The 22996-nt window shown below is 51.9% G+C and carries 15 protein-coding genes; 13 read left to right on the top strand and 2 right to left on the bottom strand.

Annotated elements, in window-relative coordinates:
* Positions 1-14: 14 nt before the first annotated feature.
* From QN215_RS00125 to QN215_RS00115, 3 genes are all read left to right on the top strand, one after another.
* Positions 15-575: a nucleoside deaminase gene (locus tag QN215_RS00125; RefSeq protein WP_404978496.1), complete on the top strand. Its 561-nt coding sequence runs from the start codon at positions 15-17 to the stop codon at positions 573-575.
* Between the two features lie 301 nt (positions 576-876).
* Complete coding sequence (locus tag QN215_RS00120; RefSeq protein WP_404978508.1) at positions 877-1932, top strand: ketopantoate reductase family protein; 1056 nt, start codon at positions 877-879, stop codon at positions 1930-1932.
* A gap of 288 nt (positions 1933-2220) precedes the next feature.
* Complete coding sequence (locus QN215_RS00115; RefSeq protein ID WP_369344167.1) at positions 2221-4509, top strand: alpha-galactosidase; 2289 nt, start codon at positions 2221-2223, stop codon at positions 4507-4509.
* A gap of 50 nt (positions 4510-4559) precedes the next feature.
* Here the strand turns inward: QN215_RS00115 and QN215_RS00110 are convergent, their stop codons facing one another.
* Positions 4560-5918: an ROK family protein gene (locus QN215_RS00110; RefSeq protein ID WP_369344166.1), complete on the bottom strand. Its 1359-nt coding sequence runs from the start codon at positions 5916-5918 to the stop codon at positions 4560-4562.
* Between the two features lie 259 nt (positions 5919-6177).
* On the opposite strand from QN215_RS00110, the gene QN215_RS00105 reads away from it, so the two are divergent.
* The 4 genes from QN215_RS00105 to QN215_RS00090 all read left to right on the top strand — a co-directional run bounded on the left by QN215_RS00105 (position 6178) and on the right by QN215_RS00090 (position 11471).
* Positions 6178-7455: an ABC transporter substrate-binding protein gene (locus QN215_RS00105; RefSeq protein ID WP_404978507.1), complete on the top strand. Its 1278-nt coding sequence runs from the start codon at positions 6178-6180 to the stop codon at positions 7453-7455.
* 38 nt (positions 7456-7493) lie between these two features.
* Entirely contained in the window at positions 7494-8429 is a 936-nt protein-coding gene (locus tag QN215_RS00100) for a carbohydrate ABC transporter permease (protein ID WP_369345003.1), read from the top strand.
* 1 nt (position 8430) lies between these two features.
* On the top strand, positions 8431-9315 hold the full coding sequence (locus QN215_RS00095) for a carbohydrate ABC transporter permease (RefSeq protein ID WP_369344165.1): 885 nt from the start codon (positions 8431-8433) through the stop codon (positions 9313-9315).
* Between the two features lie 260 nt (positions 9316-9575).
* Positions 9576-11471, top strand: coding sequence for an alpha-glucosidase (locus tag QN215_RS00090; RefSeq protein WP_369344164.1), 1896 nt, complete (start codon positions 9576-9578; stop codon positions 11469-11471).
* Positions 11472-11536: 65 nt separating this feature from the next.
* On the opposite strand, the gene QN215_RS00085 is transcribed toward QN215_RS00090, so the two are convergent.
* Positions 11537-12544 carry a LacI family DNA-binding transcriptional regulator gene (locus tag QN215_RS00085; protein ID WP_369344163.1) on the bottom strand — a complete coding sequence of 336 codons (1008 nt, stop codon included), beginning with the start codon at positions 12542-12544 and terminating at the stop codon, positions 11537-11539.
* 89 nt (positions 12545-12633) lie between these two features.
* Here QN215_RS00085 and QN215_RS00080 point away from each other — a divergent pair, with 89 nt between their 5' ends.
* The 6 genes from QN215_RS00080 to QN215_RS00055 all read left to right on the top strand — a co-directional run bounded on the left by QN215_RS00080 (position 12634) and on the right by QN215_RS00055 (position 22988).
* Entirely contained in the window at positions 12634-14049 is a 1416-nt protein-coding gene (locus QN215_RS00080) for an extracellular solute-binding protein (protein ID WP_369344162.1), read from the top strand.
* Positions 14050-14120: 71 nt separating this feature from the next.
* A complete protein-coding gene (locus QN215_RS00075) occupies positions 14121-15314 on the top strand; it encodes a carbohydrate ABC transporter permease (RefSeq protein ID WP_369344161.1) in 1194 nt (397 codons plus the stop codon).
* A gap of 109 nt (positions 15315-15423) precedes the next feature.
* Positions 15424-16218 (top strand): carbohydrate ABC transporter permease, encoded by a 795-nt coding sequence (locus QN215_RS00070; protein ID WP_369344160.1) that lies wholly within the window; start codon positions 15424-15426, stop codon positions 16216-16218.
* Positions 16219-16241: 23 nt separating this feature from the next.
* A complete protein-coding gene (locus QN215_RS00065; protein WP_369344159.1) occupies positions 16242-18176 on the top strand; it encodes a glycogen debranching N-terminal domain-containing protein in 1935 nt (644 codons plus the stop codon).
* 311 nt (positions 18177-18487) lie between these two features.
* Positions 18488-20881: a trehalose-phosphatase gene (gene otsB, locus QN215_RS00060; RefSeq protein WP_369344158.1), complete on the top strand. Its 2394-nt coding sequence runs from the start codon at positions 18488-18490 to the stop codon at positions 20879-20881.
* 229 nt (positions 20882-21110) lie between these two features.
* Entirely contained in the window at positions 21111-22988 is a 1878-nt protein-coding gene (locus tag QN215_RS00055; protein WP_369344157.1) for an alpha-glucosidase, read from the top strand.
* Positions 22989-22996: the final 8 nt, after the last annotated feature.

The raw sequence follows: 22996 nt of genomic DNA, 5'->3' as shown, positions 1-22996 counted from the left end.
TCTAAGCTTGATGAATGGACTCTTTGATCACTAGGCCTTGGAATCACGCGATGAATAGGGCACTCGCACTGGCTCACATTGCCCAAGACGGTGGTGATGTTCCCATCGGTGCTGTCGTGCTCAACAAGAAGGGGGAGGTTGTGGCCGAAGGCTACAACCGGCGCGAGGCCACCGGCGATCCTTTGGCCCATGCGGAAATCGTTGCCCTCAGACAGGCTCATGGGACAACGGTTGACGTGCCGCTGTTCGATATGCCTGAATCGTCCAGAATCGCAAGTGTGAGACCGGCGAATTGGAATCTCAGCGGGTTGACCCTCGTAGTAACCATGGAGCCGTGCCCCATGTGTGCGGGGGCTGCGGTGCTGTCGCACGTAGATCGCATCGTCTTTGGCTGCTGGGATCCCAAGCTTGGCGCCTGTGGGTCGGTCTGGGATATTCCGCGGGATCCACACACGGGGCACAAGCCTGTGGTTATCGGAGGGGTGAAAGAGCAAGAAAGCGCCAGTTTGCTGAACGCATTCTTTCACGACAAGCGCGTTCACTATGTGGACAAAAGTCGTCCACTGGTAGGATAAATTACATACTCGAAACATAACGTTCTTGGCTTTGGTTCACAAGACCGGGGTGGGGTCGCAGCCAGTGGGGGTCTTGATTGGGATTATCAGTCCCATCTTCATTGACGATTTGATGATAATCGCAAACGTGTGCAGGAGGTGCGGCACGTCCCTGACGCAGAGCTGTGATAATCAGTCACGCGCAGGTACAGGACAAGCAAGAGCATGGCGCAATTCAGCGCAATGATGCCCAGGCAGACTCATTATTTACGCCTTGCTTCACGTTGTCGGCAACAGTGCACATATGTATGGGAAGATACAGATGAAATATGCAGTAATCGGCGCAGGTGCCATGGGATATCGCTATGGTGTGCTCCTTCAGGAGAACGCGGGCCGCACAGTTGATTTTATCGATGCTTGGGAGCCCAATATCAAGGCCGTTCATCAGCAGGGCGGCGTCTATGTATCACGAGATCGCAAGAATCGTCATCTGGTTCCAATCAACATCTATTCACCGGAGGAATACCAAGGCGATCCCGATGTCTGGATCATCTTCGTCAAGCAGATGCAGCTTGACGAGATGCTGAAACGTTGCGCACCCCTGTTCAAGGATCACCAGATCGTGTTTTCGGCGATGAACGGCTGGGGTCATTTCGAAAAGATTCAGCAATACTTCAGCGATGACCGCATCTATGGCGGTACGGCAATGATAGCGACGGTGCTGAACGGGCCAGGCGATGTCGATTTCATCGGCAAGTCAGGCACTGGAGTGATGCACATGTGTGCGTTCAACGAGCAGACGACTGATGTCGAGCGTTCCATGTTTGAAGATTTCAAGACTTCGAACATGAACCCGATCATCACCACGAACTTTACGGGCACATGCATGGCGAAGGTCGTCTTCAATTCCGTCGTCAATACACTGTGCACGATGTATCAGATCACCATGGGCGAATTCATCGAGTATCCGGGTTCGATGGATATGGCAAAGCAGCTTATCGACGAGGCATATGATGCCTGTGACCGTGCCGGAATTCGATTGATCGAGAGCCGTCAGGAAGAACTCAAGTCCGTCGATTACGTGAGCCGTGTCGCCAACCCACTGCACTATCCTTCGATGTATCAGGACATGTCTCGCGGGCGCAAAACCGAGGTCGATTTCATCAACGGATGCATTGCGAAGATCGGTCGCGATCATGACTACGTCTGCAGAACGCATGAATTCCTGACACACGGCGTGCACCTTGCAGAACTTGCGTTCAAGATCCATAATCCTGACATTGTCAAAGCAGCACAGAATGCTTGCAATTCCACCGATGCAACGCCAGTCCAGGATGCAGAGAATCTGGTGAAGGCCGCGCAGGGCAGAGAAGACTGAGCTTGGTCACGCAATCCTGACCGCTGCGTAGATTCGATTCCACGCAGCGGTCAGGCTATTTCCGGTGAAACCTCGAACCGTTCCTAGGCCTATGGCTGGACGGTGCGAGGTTATTTTTTTACCAAGTGTCAGAACATGCGCGAGGATGACAACAAAAAAAGTTCATCATTATTCTGAAAATATTGGTGGATGACCAGCATCTTGCAATCATCCGAAACAAGTTGGAATGCTCAGCACCGTCAGGCAACATTCCAAGCGAACGAAATTCAATGTCGAAGGAAACGTGTGATGAACAACGTGGTTGACAACACAAAACGACCATCGTCCGATTCGAGCAGCGGCATATGGCAACGCTTTGCACAAACCGCATCAGATGGCACCGAATCCACCGTCCTCTATGGCGAAGACGCACAGGCTGATTCTGCCATCCTTCTGCTGCTTCGCAACAATGAGCTGCCACGAATCGTACAATGGGGCCGTCCAATTCCTCATGCCGAATATCTCGTGAACTGCTTCGAAGCGGTCAATCCGCAGCGCGTCTCCGGTGGCCTTGATGACACTGATTGGCCAAGCGTCATTCCAACGCAATCAGAAGCGTGGACGGGTTCGCCCCGGCTCGTGGTTCGTAGAGACAACGTCGAGCTGTTCTGCTGCTTCCGTACCGTGGATGATGCCATAACTATTGACAATCGAACGGTTTCGGTCACCGCAGTCGATGCCGAAAACGCTCTCACCTTGCTGTGGAAGTGCGAGATAACCGAATCGGGTCTGATCCGCCAACAGGTCACCATCACGAATAGCTATGACGATGCTGAGTCTGAAGGGGCAGTGGAAGATGCGCAGGCATCTCTAGGCACCTTGTCGGTGGACAAAATAGAGCTCGCCTATCCCGTGCCCGAAGAAGCCAGTGAAATACTCTCCACGACCGGGCATCATTTCCGCGAGCGCTCACCGCAACGTCAGCCTTTCAATATCGGAAGAGTCGAGCGTCTGAGCATGGTCGGCCGCCCCGATTTTGACGCGTCGCTGCTTATTTCAGCGGGCGTTCCCGGATTTGGATTCTCCCACGGCGAGGTATATTCCGCCCATGTGGGCTGGAGCGGCAACTCAGTGCTTTCGGCTGAGAGAACGACATATACGCAAGGTCTGATCGGTGGTGCGGAGCTTCTGATTGGCGGCGAGATGCAGCTCAGAACAGGCGAAAGCTACACCACGCCATGGGTATATGGTGCCTATGGCGAGGGATTGAACGCTGTGGCCGAGCGCCTGCACAGCTTCGTGCGCGCTCAGCATCCAAACCTGGCATCCAAGCCGCGACCCGTGATCCTGAATACGTGGGAAGCTGTCTATTTCGAGCATTCCTTCGATACCTTGAAGGCGCTCGCCGACAAGGCACAGGCCTCTGGCGTTGAACGCTTCGTCGTCGATGATGGATGGTTCATGCATCGCCGAGACGACACTGCAGGACTCGGTGATTGGCAGATCGATCCGGCGGTATGGCCGCGAGGGGAGAAAAGCCTTGGCGCGCTCGCCGAGTATGTTCATGGTCTGGGCATGGAGTTCGGTCTGTGGTTCGAGCCTGAGATGATCAATCCTGATTCGGATACCGCTCGCGCACATCCTGACTGGATCATGCATGCGGCTCACAGCAGGCTGCCGATGCAGGGACGCTCGCAGCAAGTCATGGACCTCACGAATCCCGCAGCCTATGACTATGTGTTCAATGCGATGGATGCGCTTGTCGATTCTCTCGGCATCGATTACATCAAGTGGGATCACAACAAGCTGGTCACTGAGCCCGTTTCGCCTTATTCCGGGCTGCCCTGCGTGCATGCGCAGACAGAAGCCGTCTATCGGATATTCAAGACTTTGAAAGAGCGTCACCCGGGACTCGAAATTGAGACGTGCAGCTCTGGCGGTGGACGCGTCGATCTTGGCATCCTTGCCCTTGCCGACCGAATCTGGGCTTCCGACTGCGTCGATCCGGTTGAGCGCGCCGACATTCAACGATACACATCGCTTCTTGTGCCCCCCGAGATGATCGGTGAGCACATTGGTGCATCTCCTGCCCATTCAACGATGCGTGCAACCAGCCAGCAGATGCGTATGGCAACAGCATTCTTCGGTCATCTCGGCATCGAATGGGACTTGCAGAAGCAGAACGACGACGCTTTGGAGAGGCTCGCGCAGTGGGTTGAAGCGTATAAGCAGAATCGGGCGATGTTTGCGAGCGGGACCGTGATCCATGCCGATAGTTCTGATCCTTCGGTGCGTGTCGATGGCGTGGTTGCCAAGGACAAGGGTCGTGCAGTTGTCCGGTTCACGCAGCTGACCACGTCGCAGCATTATCCGGCTGCTCCAATTCGCATTCCAGGACTTGATGCCGACGAGGTGTATCGAGTGCGGCCATTGCAGATATCGCTCGATCTGGAAGGTCTCGGCAATGGTCAATCCAAGCTGGGGTGGTGGAACGAAGAGGGGACCGTCCTTCCAGGGGAGTTCCTTGCCGACTGTGGCATCCGTCCGCCAGCGCTCAACCCTGCGCAGGCCGTGCTCTTCGAGATCGTCAGCATCTGAACGCAGAGCCAGTTGCAGATAGGAGTGGTGTGTAATCGAGTGGTGTGTAATCAGCCGAGGATATACCGGCTGATTACACACGACCCTGCGGCAGACGCCCACCTATCCCACGTATCATCGAGGATTTCCAGAGATACCGGTGCAGCCTGGCTATGGCGATATGATTCGATGCCCTTGCGGATGGACTCCGTGTTCATTCGAGCAAGGAAGGCGGATTCGCCCGCCACAAGAATCTTCTGAGGCATGGCGATATTCGCCACGGTTGCAATGAATACTCCCAATCTGAAACATGTTCGGTTCAGCAGCTGTGTTGCTTGAGAAACTCCATGCCTGGCATCATAGATAAAATCGTCAAACGAAGCCGCTCGTCCCACATTCTGCGAATACTGCTCGGCTATCGAATCATTGGTCAGACATTGAGCACAACCCCTGTGGCCCTGATAGCAGCGAGGACCTTCCGGATCGATCAGGGTATGTGAGGTCAGACCGTAGCTTTGATCGCGATAATCAATGGGCAGCCCGTTCTGCGCCAGTGAATATCCCAAGCCTGCACCCATGGTGACGACGGCAAATCGCGGAATGCCCACGCCTGCCTCAAACCAGCATTCATAATGCAGCAGTGCATCCAGATCGTTGAAAACACCGGTTGGGATGCCGCATTCCTCGGTCATCATGCCGGCGAGGTTCACAGAACCATCCCAATGCAGGAATGGTGCAAAGGTCACCGTCGAATCATTGATGACATGGCCACCGATGCTGACGCCAACGGCAACCGGTTTGCTCAGGTGTGCCGTCTTGATGTCTTCAAGGCATTCGTTGACGAGCTTTGTCAGCGTCTTGCATATTTCGCGAGGATTCTGATCCTCAAAATCGACGATATGAGTATCGCCTATCTCTTCGCATGCAACATTCAATGCCGTTGCCAAGGCACTGTTGCCTCTGACATTGATGCCGATGAAGGTGTGCTTGTTCTTGCGTATGCGAAGTGCCGTCTGTGGCCGACCGCGGCGCTCGCCTCCGTTCTCCTTGGGTACGAAACCGAGTGGCAGAGGCTTGTGTCGCGAGGCGTCTGGATCTTCGGGATTCAATTCTTCAATAACCCCGTAGTGCAGTAGATCGCTGGTGATGCGGGATAGGGCGCCCTGCGAAAGCCCAAGCAGCCCTGCGAGCGTTGTTCGTGCGATGGGCCCATACTGCACAATATCAGCGGCAACCTGATGCGTATAGGACGATGCTGAAAACCATGATGGCAAGGGCTGTTCGAAGGCGTCTTCCTCTGGCCTGAACGAGCCAACGCTGATCTTTGAAACTCCTCTGTTCGACCGCATTGAAGATTCAGCGCCGAGACGGCTGCCAGGATGTCGACCAGCGGGATCGCGTTCACTCGTAAGTCCATTGAAACTAGGCATTGAATCCCCTTGCTGGATGAGGCGTGATGGTTGTAGTAGAGCCGTTTCCTGCATCCATCCTAGTAATTTCTTGCTTTATATACAAAAATACGGACTTATTATTTTCCCAAGCCCGTAGACTCGCCAACAGTGGTAAAAAAAGCTAGGAGATATTTATCCTGAACAGTGCGATATTCGGATGTCAAGAGTCCGAGGCGCAAGACGAAGGAGTCGAGAAATGAGACGTGATTCTATCAATCAGCTCGGCGGCGATTCGAATGTGATGGGAATCCGAACGAGTTCTATGAAGATGCTCAGACGCATCGCCACAGCAGTTGTTGCGGCAGTGCTCGGAATTTCCATGTCGGGCTGTGGGTCAGCCAGCGCGAACGTTGTCACCTTGGATTTTTTCCAGTTCAAGGCCGAAGCCGCGGATCAGTTCAAGAAAATGGTTCAGGATTTTGAGGCTCAGAATCCTGACATACGCATTAACATTAACAACTCCGCCAGTGCACAGACCGATCTTCGCACACGCCTGGTGAAGAACCGTGTGCCGGATGTCATAACATTCAATGGGGATATCAATTTTGGGCAATTCGCAACTTCTGGTGTCTTCCATGATTTCACCAACGATCCAATCGTGAAGAAGCTCAATCCTGGCATGGTAAAAATTGCCAAGGACTTGGTTCAGACCACAGATCCGGCAAAGAAGCGACTCTACGGTCTTCCATTCGCGGGCAATGCCAGTGGATACATCTATAACAAAACAGTGTGGCGTCAGGCAGGCGTGGACCCCAACAACCCGCCGAAGACCTGGTCTGAGATGGTTGCGCTGCTTCAGAAGTTTGAACAGGCCGGCATCACCCCCATTCAGGCTTCGCTCGCTGATTCCTGGACAACCCAGGCCCCCTTCGCTTCCTTTGCTGGGACCTTGGTTCCAGCCAGTGAATACATCAAGCTGAAGAAGGGCGAGACGACCTTTGCCAAGATCTGGACGGCAACCGCTACAAAAGAGGTTGAGCTCTACAAGTACGCGACGAGCGACAAGGGCGTGACCTACCAGCAGGCGACGCAGAATCTTGCTGCAGGCAAGGTTGCCATTCTTCCTCTGGGAACATATGCGATTCCACAGGTTCGTCTGGTCAATGCCAAGGCTGATCTTGGTTTTGCACAGCTGCCTGCAACAGATAACGAAAGCGAGCAGATTCTCACGGCTGGCGATGATGTCATGCTGACGATGGGTGCCAATACCAAGCATCCACAAGAGGCCATGAAGTTCATCAACTTCCTCATGAGCAAGCCACAGCTTGACGAATATGCCAAGGCTCAGTCCGCCTTCACTCCGTTGAAGCAAACTGGAATTGGCGATGATGCGCTGAAGGGCGTGCTTCCATTCTTCAAGTCCAATAAGCTTGCGGATTTCAGCGATCACTACATTCCTGCATCAATCAACATCGGTGGATATCTTCAGACGCTGGCCACCACCGGTGATGTCCCACGGTTTACGAATCAAATGCAGACCGACTGGGATAAAGTTCAGGCGAGAACGTTCGAGTAAGGGGAGGAAGAATCATGGCAAATGCACAATCACCGGCAATGACGAATGTTCCGGTATCGAGTTCGGCTCCCCAGGCGGGTAAGCCTCGCAAGAAGCGCAAGAGTGCTTTTTCAACGCGCAAGGTGGATCACGTCTACTATTGGATGGCTGTTCCTGCTGCAGTGGTTTTTGCAGTGTTCCTCTATGTTCCATTCATTCAGGGCGTTGGCTATTCATTCACCAATTCGCAAGGATACGGTCAGTCGAAGTTCATCGGTCTGAAGAACTACTTCGCGCTGTTCATCGATAATCGTGTCGGACATGCGTATCTGTTCACCTTCCTGATTGCCGTTGCAATCACGATTCTCGTGAACCTGATTGCCATGTTCTTGGCGGTTGCATTGAACGGCAAGATTCTCTTCAAGAATGGTTTCAGAGCGATCTTCTTCATCCCCTACACTCTGGCAGTGCTGGTTATTGGCTATGTCTTCAAGTACATCTTCATGACGCCGCTTCCAGAGATTGGGCAGGCGCTGCACATCAACTGGCTTTCGCAGTCCTTGCTCACCAGTGAACACTATGCATGGGTTCCTATCGTGTTCCTTGCCGTGTGGCAGAGCGTTGCCTACTCAACACTGATTTATCTTGCAGGTCTGCAGACGATTGATGGTGAGATCTACGAGGCAGCATCCATTGACGGTGTCAATCCGTGGCAGCGTTTCTGGCAAATCACCTTCCCGCTTATCGGACCGTTCTTCACCATCAACCTTGTGCTGAGCATGAAGAACGCATTCGGAACCTTCGATCAGGTTATGGCATTGACTCAAGGTGGCCCTGATTCCTCTACGGAAACGGTTACCTACCTTATTTATACGAACGGCCTGACCGGTGGAGAATATGCATACGAGACCGCTAACGCGGTACTGTTCTTCATCGTCCTCGCAATCATCGCGTTCATTCAGCTGAAGTTCTTCGGTAACAAGGAGAAGATCTGACATGACTTCTGTAACGATTTCGAATTCAGGCTCGCAAGGCAAGCAAAGCACAAAGACTGATTCCAAGTGGCATAGCCACCGTCAAGTGAACTGGTGGCTCACCGCAGTCATCGCTGTGCTGTCGCTCACCATTCTGATTCCGCTGTATTTCACCGTCGTCACCGCGTTGAAGACGCCTGCAGAGGCCGGTGGCTTCGGTTTGCCCACAAGCTGGGAATGGCATAACTTTGCCGATGCGTCGGCCAAGGTGAACTACCCGAAGGCGGCATTGAATTCGGCCATCATCACGGTTGCGGCCGTGGTGCTGACCCTGTTCACGAACACCTTTGTGGCGTATGCCATCGCAAGAAACATGGACAAGCGCTTCTTCCGCTTCCTCTACTACTTCTTCATCGCAGCCATGTTCGTGCCCTTCCCCGTTGTCATGCTCCCCATCGCGAAGCAGTTCGGTAGCTGGCATCTCGACAATCAGCTCGGTCTAATCATGCTCTACACTGTTCTCGGCTTAGGAACGAATCTCTTTATCGCCACGGGATTCATTCGTTCGATTCCTGTGTCGCTTGAGGAAGCTGCAAGAATCGATGGTGCAAGCACCTGGCGCATCTTCTGGAAGATCATCTTCCCGTTGATGGGACCCATCAACGCGACCATCGCCATTCTGACTGCACTATGGGCTTGGAATGACTTCCTTCTGCCGTTGATCGTGCTGACCGATCAGTCGAATCAGACGATTCCTCTGGCGCAGTATGTCTTCAGTTCGCAGTTTGCGACCAACTATCCCATGGCCTTCGCCAGCTATCTGATGGCCATGGCTCCGATTCTCATCGTCTACGTCTTCGCACAACGCTGGGTCATATCCGGTGTTATGAGAGGCGCAGTGAAGTAGTCTCAGTGAGTGGCCTGGAGGCAGTCGCCTCAAGGCTGTGACGATTGTACGAAGCACAATAATCAGCGGGATTCAATGCACGTCGGTCACGTCCGACCCCCGCATCTGGTTATTGTGCTTCATGCAAAATCCTCCGAAGCGCGAACCAAAACTCAAGCATCAGCCTTGATAATCCTTGACAATCCTTGACAATCCTTGGCAATCCCCGACAACCCTCGACAGCGGTTCCCATATCAAATCAAGTAAGGAAAGTACGTGTAATGACTACACAACAGCGTGTCTCTATATCGGATTCGACTCGTACGAATGGCGAAACCCCGAACCCTTGGTGGACGAACGCCGTGGTGTATCAGATATATCCACGAAGCTTCCAGGATTCCAACGGCGATGGTTTAGGTGACATCCCCGGCATCACCTCCCGTCTTGACTATCTGCAAGACCTTGGCGTTGACGTGATTTGGCTCAGCCCGGTGTACCGGTCTCCACAGGACGACAACGGCTATGATATTGCTGACTATCAGGACATCGACCCCATGTTCGGCACCTTGGATGACATGGATGAACTGATTGCTCAGGCACATCATCGTGGCATCAAGATTGTCATGGATTTGGTGGTCAACCATACCTCTGACGAGCACGCTTGGTTCCAAGCTTCCCGTGACCGCAACGACGAGCACGCTGACTGGTACTGGTGGCGTGACGCGCGCCCCGGTACCACGCCTGGCGAACAAGGTGCGGAGCCCAATGCCTGGGGCTCATACTTTGGTGGTTCTGCCTGGGAATATGACGACAAACGCGGTCAATATTACTTTCATCAATTCTCTCGCAAGCAGCCTGATCTGAACTGGGAGAATCCAGCGGTTCGCAATGCAGTATATGCAATGATGAACTGGTGGATGGATCGTGGCATCGACGGTTTCCGCATGGATGTCATCGTGTTGATTTCGAAATTCATGGATGCGCACGGCCGTTTGCCCGGCGAGGCTGGAAGTCAGCTGGAAGACAATCCGGTAGGACCAGAAGGTTTCTCGGATCCGTCCGGATTCTGCTGCGATGGTCCACGGCTTGAAGAATTTCTTACAGAGATGCGTCGCGAAGTATTCAGCAAGCGGGAAGGATACCTCACCGTTGGCGAGGCACCAGGGCTGAAGGCTGCGAGAATTGGTGACATAACCAATCCTGAAAACAAGGAATTGGATATGCTGTTTCTCTTTGAACAGGTAGGCATCGATCAGGGTTCTTCAAAGTGGGATGTGCTGCCGTTTGAGGTAGGCAAATTGCGAACCGTCATGTCGAATCAGCAGGAAGCGGTTCGCAAGGCTGGCTGGGCAAGCTTGTATTTCGATAATCATGACCAGCCTCGCGTGGTTTCGCGCTGGGGAGACACGTCATCCGAGGAGATGCGCTCTCGTTCTGCAAAGGCGCTTGGTCTGCTGCTTCACATGCATCGCGGAACACCTTACATTTATCAGGGTGAGGAACTGGGCATGACGAATGCCGGTTTCACCAGACTCGACCAGTATCGCGACATTGAGTCCCTTGACCTGTATCGTCAGCGGGTAGTAGAAGCTAAGGTGCAGTCGTCCGAATCCATGCTGCATGCGATGGGGGTGATGAGCCGAGACAATGCGCGCACACCCATGCAGTGGGATTCGACCACATATGCTGGTTTTACAGCCTCGTATGCCCCTACCGAGCCTTGGATATCGGTCAATCCGAACCATGATGTGATCAACGCCCAGCGCGAGAACAAGGACGATGACTCCGTTCTTGCCTTCTATAGGCGACTCATCGAACTGCGGCATACCAACGTTCTTGTTGCGGCCGGGGAATGGCATCTCCTCGATGCAGATGACCCCCATGTCTACGCGTTCACGCGCTCGCTCCCGGGTGATGAAGGCTCCGATCGATATGGGGAATCTCATGATAATGGAGAATTGCTCGTTGTAGTGAATCTTTCATCGCATTCGACCCGCGTGCCTGATATGACAGCGAGAAGATTGGGAGTGGATAGGTCTTCCGCAGAAATATCTTCTCTGGGTGGAATTGATTCGAATCGTGTGCTGCTGAGCACCTATCCAGCTGAGAATACCGCCGCTTCACTGTTGACGGGTTCCCTATCTCCATGGGAAGCTTTTGTCTATCGTCTCATATGATTGCAGGCTCAGCCATTCGATGCGTCACGATGTGGCATCACGCTTGCACTGGGCGCACTGCTCAATCACCCATGTACAATCCGTGGCGTTAACAGCACATGCTGAGACTGCAGGTCAGCGTGTACTGTACCATGCTCGATTTCGCTGATTTTCTCGATGGCAATGCGGACAAGTTCGTGTGCAATCTCGGAGCTTGGTTGTTCGAGCGATATAAATCCGAGCGATTGTGCAGAGGAATTATTGTCAAAGCCCGTTATATCGATGTGACAATCCTGACGCAGAAAGGTATGCGCGCCGGTTGCGAGAGTGTCACTGACACAGACTATTGCATCCAAATCCGGATGTTTTCTAAGCAGTTTCTGGCATGCTAATTGGCCGGCTCGAATATTGTCTTCAGACTCGATTTGCAGCGACTTCAGCTCATCTTTGCTGGCGAGCTTTGCCGTAAGCATTGCATCTTCCCAACCCGACCGTCTGTCTGAGCCAGTTCCCGATGGATCCGGCCAGCCAAGAAAGCCGATGCGTCGGTGCCCTGTCACAATAAGATGACGAGTCACATCTGCAATGCCCAATCTGCCGTTCACGTCCACCCATGCCGTCGATGAATCCCTGTCGGTCTCTTGCCCCCAGGGTCTTCCAAAGAGTACGAATGCCTGGTTGTGAGAAGTAAGCCATGTGATGCGTGGATCGTCATATACGGTATCGGTGAGTATGAAGCAATCGACGTCTCCGCCTGAAACCAAAGATTTGAATTGCCTGATTTCATCGGTTTTTGAATCGGTTTTGTACAGCATGATCCTTAATCCATGGTTGTCGGCCTCACTGACGAGTGCATGGAGAAGGGGGTCGAAGATCTGAGAATATCCAGAAGGGGCAATTCCTACCGCAAGCGTGTAGCTTCGCTGGTTTCTGAGTCTTCGTGCAGATGCATTGGGAATATACCCAAGTTTTTGCACTGATTTTTCTACCTTAGCCTTCGTCTTCACTGTGACGATAGATGGGTTATTGAAATAGTTTGAAACGGTCTGAGACGACACTCCTGCGTCACGCGCCACGTCTTTGATGCTTGCCATAAATCGCCTTTCGTGGTGATGCCCACTTGAGAATATTCACATATTCAGAGTTGACATTATCTGCAATGATACCGTATTATGATTATAAATTGGAACGTAAAAATTGTTTCAGTCATAGTTCAAAGTCGAACTTAGCTTGGGGGAAAAGAAATAAGGGGCATGCGTCTACTCGGATAGTTGTATTCTTCAAACTCAAATTTTGTAACGTTAAAAACTTAATGATTGATTTCAAAGACTGTAGCGTAAGGAGAAGAATCATGAAAAGGAAACTGGCTGTAGTCGCATCAACTTTTTCAGTTCTTGCAATGTTGCTGGCAGGTTGTGGCGGGAGTGGATTCAGCAGTGAGAACTCACCGACTTCGGGTTCACTCACATCGGATAAGACCAAGGGACTCAACATTCTCATTGCATCCTCAGGGGATCCGGAAACAAAGGCCGTGAAGAAGGCAGTTCAGGATTGGGCAACGAAAAACGACAGAAAGGTTACTGTTTCGGTTGCGAGTGATATTAACCAACAGCTTTCTCAAGGATTTGCATCTGGTTCCCCAGCAGATGTCTTCTACCTGGCACCGGACCAACTTGCAGGCTATGCATCTAGTGGTTCTCTGCTCGCCTACGGCGATCAAATATCCAATCGGGACGATTACTACCCTAGTCTGCTCCAAAGCCTGACATATAAGGGAAAGTTGTATGCGATACCAAAGGATGTTTCAACGCTGCAATTGGTCATCAACACGGACATGTGGTCTGCTGCAGGGTTAACGGCATCTGACTATCCCAAGACATGGGCGCAATTGGAGAACGTCGCAAAGAAGCTCACCACATCAAGCCATGTTGGACTGAGCTTTTCACCTCAATATGCGCGTGTCGGAACCTTTATGGCCCAAGCTGGTGGGGGATTGGTGAATGCGAAGGGGACCAAGGCGACTGCCAATTCAGAGCAAAGTCTGAAAGGCCTGACCGAGGTCAAGAAGCTCATTGCATCTGGGTCCACGGCGTTTTCTTCTGATCTTGGAACTGGTTGGGGTGGAGAGGCGTTCGGTACCGGGAAAGCGGCGATGACAATCGAAGGTAACTGGATTTTGGGCTCTCTCGCTGCCGATTATCCGAGTGTGAAATATAAGGTGATTGCTTTGCCTTCTGGACCAGCAGGCAAGGGAACCATGCAGTTCACCAACGGTTGGGGTATCGCAGAGGACAGTCCGGATCAGAAAGGTGCCGTCAGCCTAGTGAAGTATCTGACGAGCGAGAGCGTAATCATGGAGTTTGCCAAGGCATTTGGAATCATGCCTGGTAATTCGAAGTTCGCTGCAGATTGGGAAAAGGAATATCCTCAGCAAGCACCATTCATTGATGGTCTTAAGTACGCCATCGGTGTGCCAGCTGCCAAGGGAGCAAGCACTGTAGTCTCAGATTTTGACTCTCAACTGGCACAGTTGAAAAATACCGAGCCGAAAGCGATTCTAGACAAGACACAGACCAACCTTGAGGCAATTTATAAGTAGCGCTGAAGCGGTGCGTCACCCGCAAAGCTGCGGTTCGAATCCTGCACCGCATTCAAGAGAGAGGATCAGGTATGTTTGCCAAAACCGATACCGAATCCACGGGAAATGATTTTGTTCCATATGCTCCCAAAAAGATCAAGCATGCAAAAGAGCAATTATCGGCATGGCTTTTTTGTGCACCCATGCTGATCATTCTTGGTGTATTCCTCGTCATTCCAATAATCATGGCTTTATGGGTGAGTTTTTCAGATTGGACTGGTCGTGGGAATCCATTCTCCGCTGGCGTTCACTTCATTGGCGTTGGGAACTATGAGTCGGTTCTCACCACCCCGGGATTGGCTCAAAGCGACTTTGGCACGGCAATTCGCAACAATGCTTGGTATACGTTGCTTGTCGTACCGTTGCAGACGCTCTTGAGCTTGTTGCTTGCGGTCATGCTCAATCGTAGGATTCTCAAGGCAAGAAGCTTCTTCAGGACAGCTTTTTACTTTCCTTCGGTCACGAGCTCCGTCGCTATCACAGTTCTTTGGCTGTTTCTCTTTGGATCTACTGGTTCAATCAATGCGGTCCTTTCGTGGTTCGGTGTCAAAGGGCCGAATTGGTTCAATGATCCACGAGGATTGTTGCAGATACTGCTGGCACATCTCGGTGTCAGCAGGGGGCCATCAGCGCTGACTCAGCATGGTTTGTTAGGAATCAGTTGGTGGGATTGGCTGGCAGGTCCTTCAGTGGCGATGTTTGCAATAATACTCATGGTCATTTTCACGACCTCGGGTACGTTCATGTTGATGTTCATTGCTGCGCTCCAGAGCATCGGTGAGGGGACCGAAGAGGCGGCAATCATGGATGGTGCGAATGCATGGCAACGGCTTTGGCATGTCACGGTTCCTCAACTGAAACCAACGATATTCACTGTCGTCACTCTTGGCATCATTGGAACATGGCAAGTATTCGATCAGATTTATACGGGCACGAAGGGCGGTCCTTCCAAAACCACCCTCACCCCTGCCTATCTCTCGTACAGTGCTGCATTTGATAATCAAGAGTGGGGTCAGGGAGCCGCCATTTCGTTCATTCTTTTCGTCATCATCGTTGTCATGACTTGGATTCAGCGCCAGATCATGAAAGATCGAAAAATGTCGCGTCGGAAGATTGCGTACTACGAAGCATTGAAATCAGAAACCCGTGGATTGCGCCATGTCAGCGCATCTCAATTGAGCAGTAGCGCGAACGCTTCTGGTCGGGGAGAAGATCATCATGAGTGAACACCAAGCGATAGCTACTCAGAATTCTCCAGTTCGAGGGAGGAATATGAACTCAAGGAGAGTCCGAAAAGTGGCGCATGCCATTTCCAACAGCTCTTGGATACTGTATATGGCTTTGATCATTCTGGCCATGATTTATATCATGCCCTTCATCATTCAGATAGCGACATCCTTCAAAACCGATGCTGATGCCGCAGCTCATCCGATATCCTTGGTTCCACAGATCTGGACGACTGCAGCATATAGGCGCTTGTTCTTGAATTCCGATTTTCCACTATGGTTCAAGAACTCGGTAATCGTGACTGTATGTGTCACTGCGGGACGTGTGTTTTTCGATTCGATGGCTGGTTACGCATTGTCCCGCCTCAAATTCAGAGGTCGTGAGACCATTTTCGCGATGCTGGTGGCTGTTATGAGCGTTCCCATGGTCGTGCTCCTGATTCCTAAATTCCTGATTATCAAAAGTCTTGGAATCTATGACAGCTATTTTGGCATGATTCTTCCGTTGTTGATTGATGCCAGCGGTGTGTTCATCATGAAAAACTTTTTTGAATCGATCCCGAAGAGTGTTGAGGAACAGGCAAAAATCGACCGAGCTGGGACATTCAGAATCTTCTGGTCAATCGTTCTACCGATGGCTCGTCCAGCGCTGATAACAATCACGATTCTATCGTTTCAAGGTTCTTGGAACGAGCTGTCTCACTTCATAGTTGCCACGCAGTCTCCATCATTGATGACACTGACAAAAGGAGTCGCATCTCTGGCAAGTGGTCAGCTCAGTGCCGGTACACAATATCCAATAAAGCTTGCTGCAGCGGCAATCATGACCGTTCCTGTAGCAATCCTATTCTTTATATTCCAAAAACGGATCATGAATACCAATGAAGGTTCAGTCAAGGAATGAGATCACGCGAAATGAGTTCAACGATGAAATCTAACGATGATGCGACCCTGCATGCAGCTTCTGCACAACCGTGGGTTCATGACAAGCAAGTCATTCTCTCAGCTCCAGCACAGCTTTGGAGCAGCCGCGAAGGTGCCGTAGACGGTCATGGAATCAGCGGCTTCTATGTTGGGGATACCAGACTGATCTCGAAAATCGAGGTAACGATCAACGGTCTTGCGCCAGAATTAGTGAACAATTCAATAACAAGTTCGCATGCTACAAGCAATACATATCTAGCCCGCAATATCAGTGGCGCTACGGTCGACCCCGTGTTCCGAATCAATGAATTTCGGGAAATCAACAAAGACGCGCTTACGCTCAGGTTCCAAGTGTTGAACGGGTTGCACAAAGCACTGAAGTTTACATTCGGCGTGCAGATTCGAATTGATAACACCGATATGCAAAGTCTTAAAGGAGGAATGGAGAATCAACAGGAAGCTCTGAAATCATTGCATGTACAGCATACCGATGCCGAGCTTCAGGCACGTTCGCCATCCATGATTCTACGCATGAGTGCAGTTCCAGTTCCATCAATTACCTACCAAGGATTGGACTGCACCTTCCAGTGGGATGCTGAAGTCGGATCTGACGATCAGTGCGAGTTCATGCTCGACGTGAATACACAATCGCCCACACGAGTCGTAATCCCTGCTCAGGGAAAGGCCTCCTGGCATGACACGGTAATAGACACGGGTGATAAGAATCTGGATGCGTGGATTGATAGGTCACTTCGAGACCTTGAAGGTTTGCGAATGTCGATACCCAGTTTGCCGAACGATGAATTCTTCGCTGCCGGAGCGCCTTGGTTCTTTACTCTCTTTGGGCGAGATTCATTATGGGCGGCCCGATTCATGCTCCCCATAACCAGCGTTCCAGCATTGGGAACATTGCGCACGCTGGCCCATTTCCAAGCGGATGAATTCAATCTTGAAACAAATGCAGAACCGGGCAAGATTCCTCATGAACTGCGAGCGGCAGCCGTGGATTATGGAGAAGCATTTTCGCAGGGCCATCTGAGTTTGCCACCTCTATATTATGGAACAATCGATGCCACGGCTCTCTGGATCATTCTCTTTGCTGAGCTTGTGGACTCAGGGATCTCGCAATCGCAGGCGGAGACGCTCCTTCCACATATGGAAAGAGCCTTGAGCTGGATGAGAGAGTTTGGAGATGCAGACGGCGATGGTTTTCTGGAATACATTGATGTGACCGGCCATGGGTTGACAAATCAGGGCTGGAAGGATTCTGGCGACTCGGTTCGTTGGATGGACGGAACCATTGCCGAAGGACCGATCGCCTTGTGTGAGGTTCAAGGATATGCTTATCAGGCGGCAATGGACGGTGCTCGCGTGCTCGATGCATTTGGACGAGATGGTGCTGTGGAATTGAGAGCGTGGGCGAGCAAACTCAAGGAAAGATTCTCTTCCAGTTTCTGGCTGGAAGACGAGTTTGGCCCTTATCCCGCGGTCGCACTCGATGGGCATAAGCATGCTGTCAATTCGGTGGCCAGTAATATGGGCCATCTGCTAGGTACTGGCATCCTCGAAGAGGACGAGGTACAGGCAGTGAGCAGGCGTCTGATGTCGTCGGAATTGAATTCCGGCTACGGCATTCGTACATTGAGCTGCAACTCTGGAGGTTATTGGCCGTTGAGCTATCACTGCGGTTCTGTGTGGGCTCACGACACTGCAATAGCAATGCTCGGACTCTATAGGGAAGGTGAGAAAGAGAAGGCCAGAGAGATTGGGAACGGACTCATTGATGCTGCCGCGATCTTCAACTATCAGATGCCTGAACTGTTTTCGGGAGATAAGGCCCCGAATATGGTCGCATACCCGGCATCCTGTCACCCTCAAGCATGGTCAGCTGCTTCCTCGATAGCAGTATATGAAGTCTTCAAAGGGGATGTGCGCTAGTGCGGTTTGAAGATGGGAGTGCATCTTCTGTCGGCAGAATCGGTGAAAGGCGAGATGCAGGACATGTGTCTGAGCGCCAACGTCACGGGTATCCAGCCCCCTGAATCTTGATGAACGGCATGATCGACCGCTGCGATGACTGAATTGAGTCAAGTTTGATTACGACCAGATTTGGCGTGTTCTTTATCGGATGTCTCTCAACCCGATATTGCGATGTGCTATAGCTTAACGTGAGAAGGACTTTAAACACGAAACGCTCACATTGAGCAGCTGGATCGGGCTTATTTCCACCGGCAACCGGGGAGGATTTCATGTCAAGACTCATAATAGTTTCAAATCGACTGCCGTTTTCGATGGAAGAAACCGAAGACAAAACATTCACACTGAGACAGAATGTTGGTGGCCTGGCAACGGCAATCGGACCATATCATAAGGCACATCGTGACAGCATCTGGGTTGGTTGGAGTGGTATCGATGCGTCCAACCATACAAAATCGGAAGTTGAAAGCATCAAGAAGGAGTTCTCGAAACGACGCTGTGTCCCGATCTTCCTCAAGAAATCAGAAGTCAAGGGCTACTATGCAGGTTTCTCCAACGATACGTTGTGGCCGCTGCTTCACGATTTCGCGCATCAGGCAAACTTCGATGAAGAGACCTTCGACATTTATACGGCAGTGAACAAGAAGTTCGCAGACAAGATTGCCCCGCTCATTCATAAGGGCGATACCATCTGGATTCAGGACTACCATCTGATGCTGCTTCCTCAGATGCTGCGCAAACGCTTCCCGGAGGCATCCATCGGCTGGTTCTTGCACGTCCCATTCCCAAGTCCTGAAATCTTCCGCTCGTTGCCATGGAGCCGTGACATTCTCAACGGTATCTTGGGGGCTGATCTGGTTGGTTTCCACACGGTCGACTATGCGAACAGTTTCAATGCCTCAGTCAAGCTTCTTCTTGACAAAGATGTAGACGACCAAGGCCATATCGAGATGGAGGATGGTCGTAGGAGCACCATCGACGCATTCCCGATTGGCATTGACTACAATCTCTATCGCAGAACTTCGCGTTCCAATCTTGCAACGGAAATGCGCAGAGGCATCGAATCGGTATGTGGCAAACGAACGGGCCAACGCTATGCAACGTCGTTGACTGCAGAAAGCAATGCGGCGACAGAGGCTTCCACCAAGGAAGGCGCATGGTGGAGCCACTATTCAAGCGAAGATCTGCCCGAACTGGCTTTGGCCAATTCTGCTGCCTCCAACAGTCCGAAGCCAAACAAGGTCATCGTTTCCATCGATCGGCTCGACTATACCAAGGGCATTCCAGAACGTCTGCGTGCCTTTGAGCAAATGCTCGACAAGTATCCGGAATGGATTGGTCACGTCACCTACTATCTGTTGGCAACCCCATCGCGTGAAAATGTTCCGACCTATAAGCGTTTGAAGGAGCAAGTCGACCAGCTAGTCGGCCAGATCAACGGCAAATATTCGCTGCTGTCATGGAACCCCATCCATTACATCACCCGCTCCCTGCCAATCAAGCCTGTATGCGGCATCTACGCTGCCGGAGACGTCGCCCTGGTCACGCCCCTCCGAGACGGCATGAACCTCGTGGCCAAGGAATACCTTGCATGCCATGACGGTCGTGCAGGTGCCCTCGTACTTTCTGATATGTGCGGCGCGGCTCGCGAATTGGATCAGGCTTTCATCGTCAATCCTTACGACACCTCTGCCGTGTGTGAGGCGCTGCATGAAGCTCTGGAAATTTCGAATGAGGAGTCAAGGCGTCGCAACATTGCGATGCAGGCACGCTTGAAGTTCAGAACTGCAGCCACATGGTGCACCGGATTCTTGGCTTCGCTTGCACAGGTTGCTGATTCCAGCCTTGCAGACAAGCGTCTGCGCATGGATCAGCGCAACACCATCATGGAGCAGTGGGATGGGGCGAAGAAACGTCTGCTGCTGCTGGACTATGACGGCACACTCACACCGCTCGTTCGAACACCAGAGCGCGCAAAGCCTACACACGGTCTGCGCGCGCTGATTCGTCGCGTTGCTTCGGATCCGGGGGTCAAGCTTGAGATTGTTTCAGGGCGCTCGCATGAAACCATGAATGCATGGTTTGGCGATCTGCCGGTTGCCCTGATTGCAGAGCACGGTGTCTGGCGAAGTGACTATGAGTCCATGGAAGACGTTGGAGAGGGCCGCAAGTGGACTCGTCTCGAAGGTCTGCCTAACGCTGAAGAATGGAAGAGGCAGATTGAGCCGATTATGAAGGACTCAGTCAATGCTCTCGCAAAATCGTTCATCGAGTACAAGGATGATGCCATGGCTTGGCATTATCGTCTGAGCGATCAGCGCAAGGCGAATGATCAGCGTGGAAGACTTCTTGAGAAGCTCCGTGCAATCACCGGAAAGCTTGGGCTGATGGTTATGGAAAATTCCAAGGTCGTTGAAGTCTGCCCAGTCGCCGTGAGCAAGGGTCAGGCCGTGTCCCCGATCATTGAAAGCGGAGACTATGACTTCATACTTGCCGCTGGCGATGACTCGACGGACGAGACCATGTTTGCCGTCATGCCGGAGGACTCGTGGAGCATCAAGGTCGGTGCCGGAATTACGCGCGCACATTCTCGACTGTTGAATGCTGCATCCGTTCAGCGACTGCTCGGATATCTTGCAGCCGAATCGGATGCCACTCGTGAGTGATAATTGTGTAAGAATCAAGTCACCGTCATGTTAGAGCGCTGCTGTTGCGTGGCTGTTGCGCTGCGCAATCTCATAAAACTCTAGCCTTATACAGTCTGTAGCATCTACTATTGTCGTTGTTCCGATATGTGACGCAACGAGCCCATTTGAGGAGAGATTCCTTGAGCGCTTTCGTTGCGTCACTTTCGACAATACTGCCAGGTGCTAAGGCCGTTATGAGATGAGGGATATGACTGACGAGCAGCGCATATATCTTCCGGATTCAATCCGTACGAATGGTGCGACACCTAACCCGTGGTGGACGAATGCCGTCGTGTATCAGATATATCCAAGAAGCTTTCAGGATTCCAACGGCGATGGCATGGGCGACATTCCCGGTATCACTTCACGCTTGGATTATCTGGAGGACCTGGGTGTCGATGTCATCTGGCTAAGTCCCGTATATAAATCGCCGCAAGACGACAATGGCTACGATATTTCGGATTATCGTGACATTGACCCTGTTTTCGGCAACCTCTACGACATGGACGATTTGATTGCTGGAGTTCATGAACGCGGCATGAAAATCATCATGGATCTGGTGGTGAATCACACCTCTGACGAACATGAGTGGTTCCAAGCATCCCGTAAAAGTTTTGATGGATACACCGACTGGTATTGGTGGCGTCCGCCAAAGGAGGGGCACGTCCCCGGCACTCCTGGCGCCGAACCCAATAATTGGGGTTCTGATTTCGGGGGTTCCGCGTGGGAGTTCGATTCAGACCGTGGCGAATACTATCTGCATTCATTCTCACCGAAGCAGCCTGATCTGAATTGGGAGAATCCGAATGTACGGCAAGCCGTCTTCGACATGATGAACTGGTGGATGGACCGTGGCATCGACGGCTTCCGCATGGATGTCATTACCCTGATTTCGAAACCTGTGCTCGAAGACGGCACGCTTCCTGACGGCGAGCCAGGAGAAGACGGGTATGCCAATTCGCAGAAGGTCGCCGCCGACGGGCCACGACTCGATGAGTTTCTCTCGCAGATGCGCCACGAGGTTTTTGACCGGCGTGACGGCACGCTGACCGTGGGCGAAGCCCCAGGCATCTCTCCTGATAGAGATAGGCATATCACCGATCCGGCGAACGGCGAGCTGGATATGCTTTTCCTTTTCAAGCATGTTGAGTTCGACGAGAATGGCAGCAAGTGGAATCCTCTGCCCTTGAACATCGTGCCTCTCAAACAGATCATGACTCGCGCTCAGAATGCAGTGAGGGACGTTGGATGGAGCAGTCTCTTCTTCAACAATCACGATCAACCCAGGGTCGTCTCGCGATGGGGAGATACGTCCAACGACGAGCTTCGACAATACTCAGCGAAGGCCATCGGGCTCATACTGCACATGCATCGAGGAACCCCGTATGTATATCAAGGTGAGGAACTTGGCATGACCAATGCCGGGTTTACGGCACTCGACCAGTATCGCGATATTGAATCCCTTGATCTCTACCGTGTGCGCGTGCTTTCCATGCATCTTTCCACCCATGATCAGATGATCGATGCTCTTGGTCGTCGCAGTCGCGACAATGCTCGCACGCCGATGCAATGGGACGGCAGTCGGTATGCAGGGTTCATGAATCCGAACGGCGATAAGCACCCGTGGCTTCCTGTGAACATCAACAAGCAATACATCAATGTTCGTAACGAGCAGCATAATCCAAATTCGGTGCTTGCCTTCTATAAGGAAATGATTCGTCTGCGACATAGCGATCCCGTTGTTGCTGCCGGAGATTTCACCCTGCTTGACGCGGACGATCAGCGTGTGTATGCGTTTACTCGTTCGATTCCCCTCATCGATATACCGGGCCATGCAGATGGAGTGTCCCACGGTTCTGAGGATGTTGACCGCATCGTTGTAGTGGCCAATCTCACGAGTCGAACAGCACAGATTCCCCCGGAAACGGCGAAGACGATAGGTCTTGACCCGTCATGGTCGATCGTTGCTGAGGGCATGATAGATCAGGATCGCGTGCTCATCAGCAATTATTCGGCAGATCACTCTGCCACGGCACTCGTGACCGGCCGACTTTCCCCTTGGGAAGCTTTCGTATACCGCGTATAACGCAACAA

This window comes from Bifidobacterium sp. WK041_4_12, from assembly GCF_041080795.1.
In the GTDB taxonomy this organism is placed as follows: domain Bacteria; phylum Actinomycetota; class Actinomycetes; order Actinomycetales; family Bifidobacteriaceae; genus Bombiscardovia; species Bombiscardovia aquikefiricola.
Note: the sequence above shows the minus strand (reverse complement) of the source record. Positions and strands in the feature narration are given on the sequence as shown.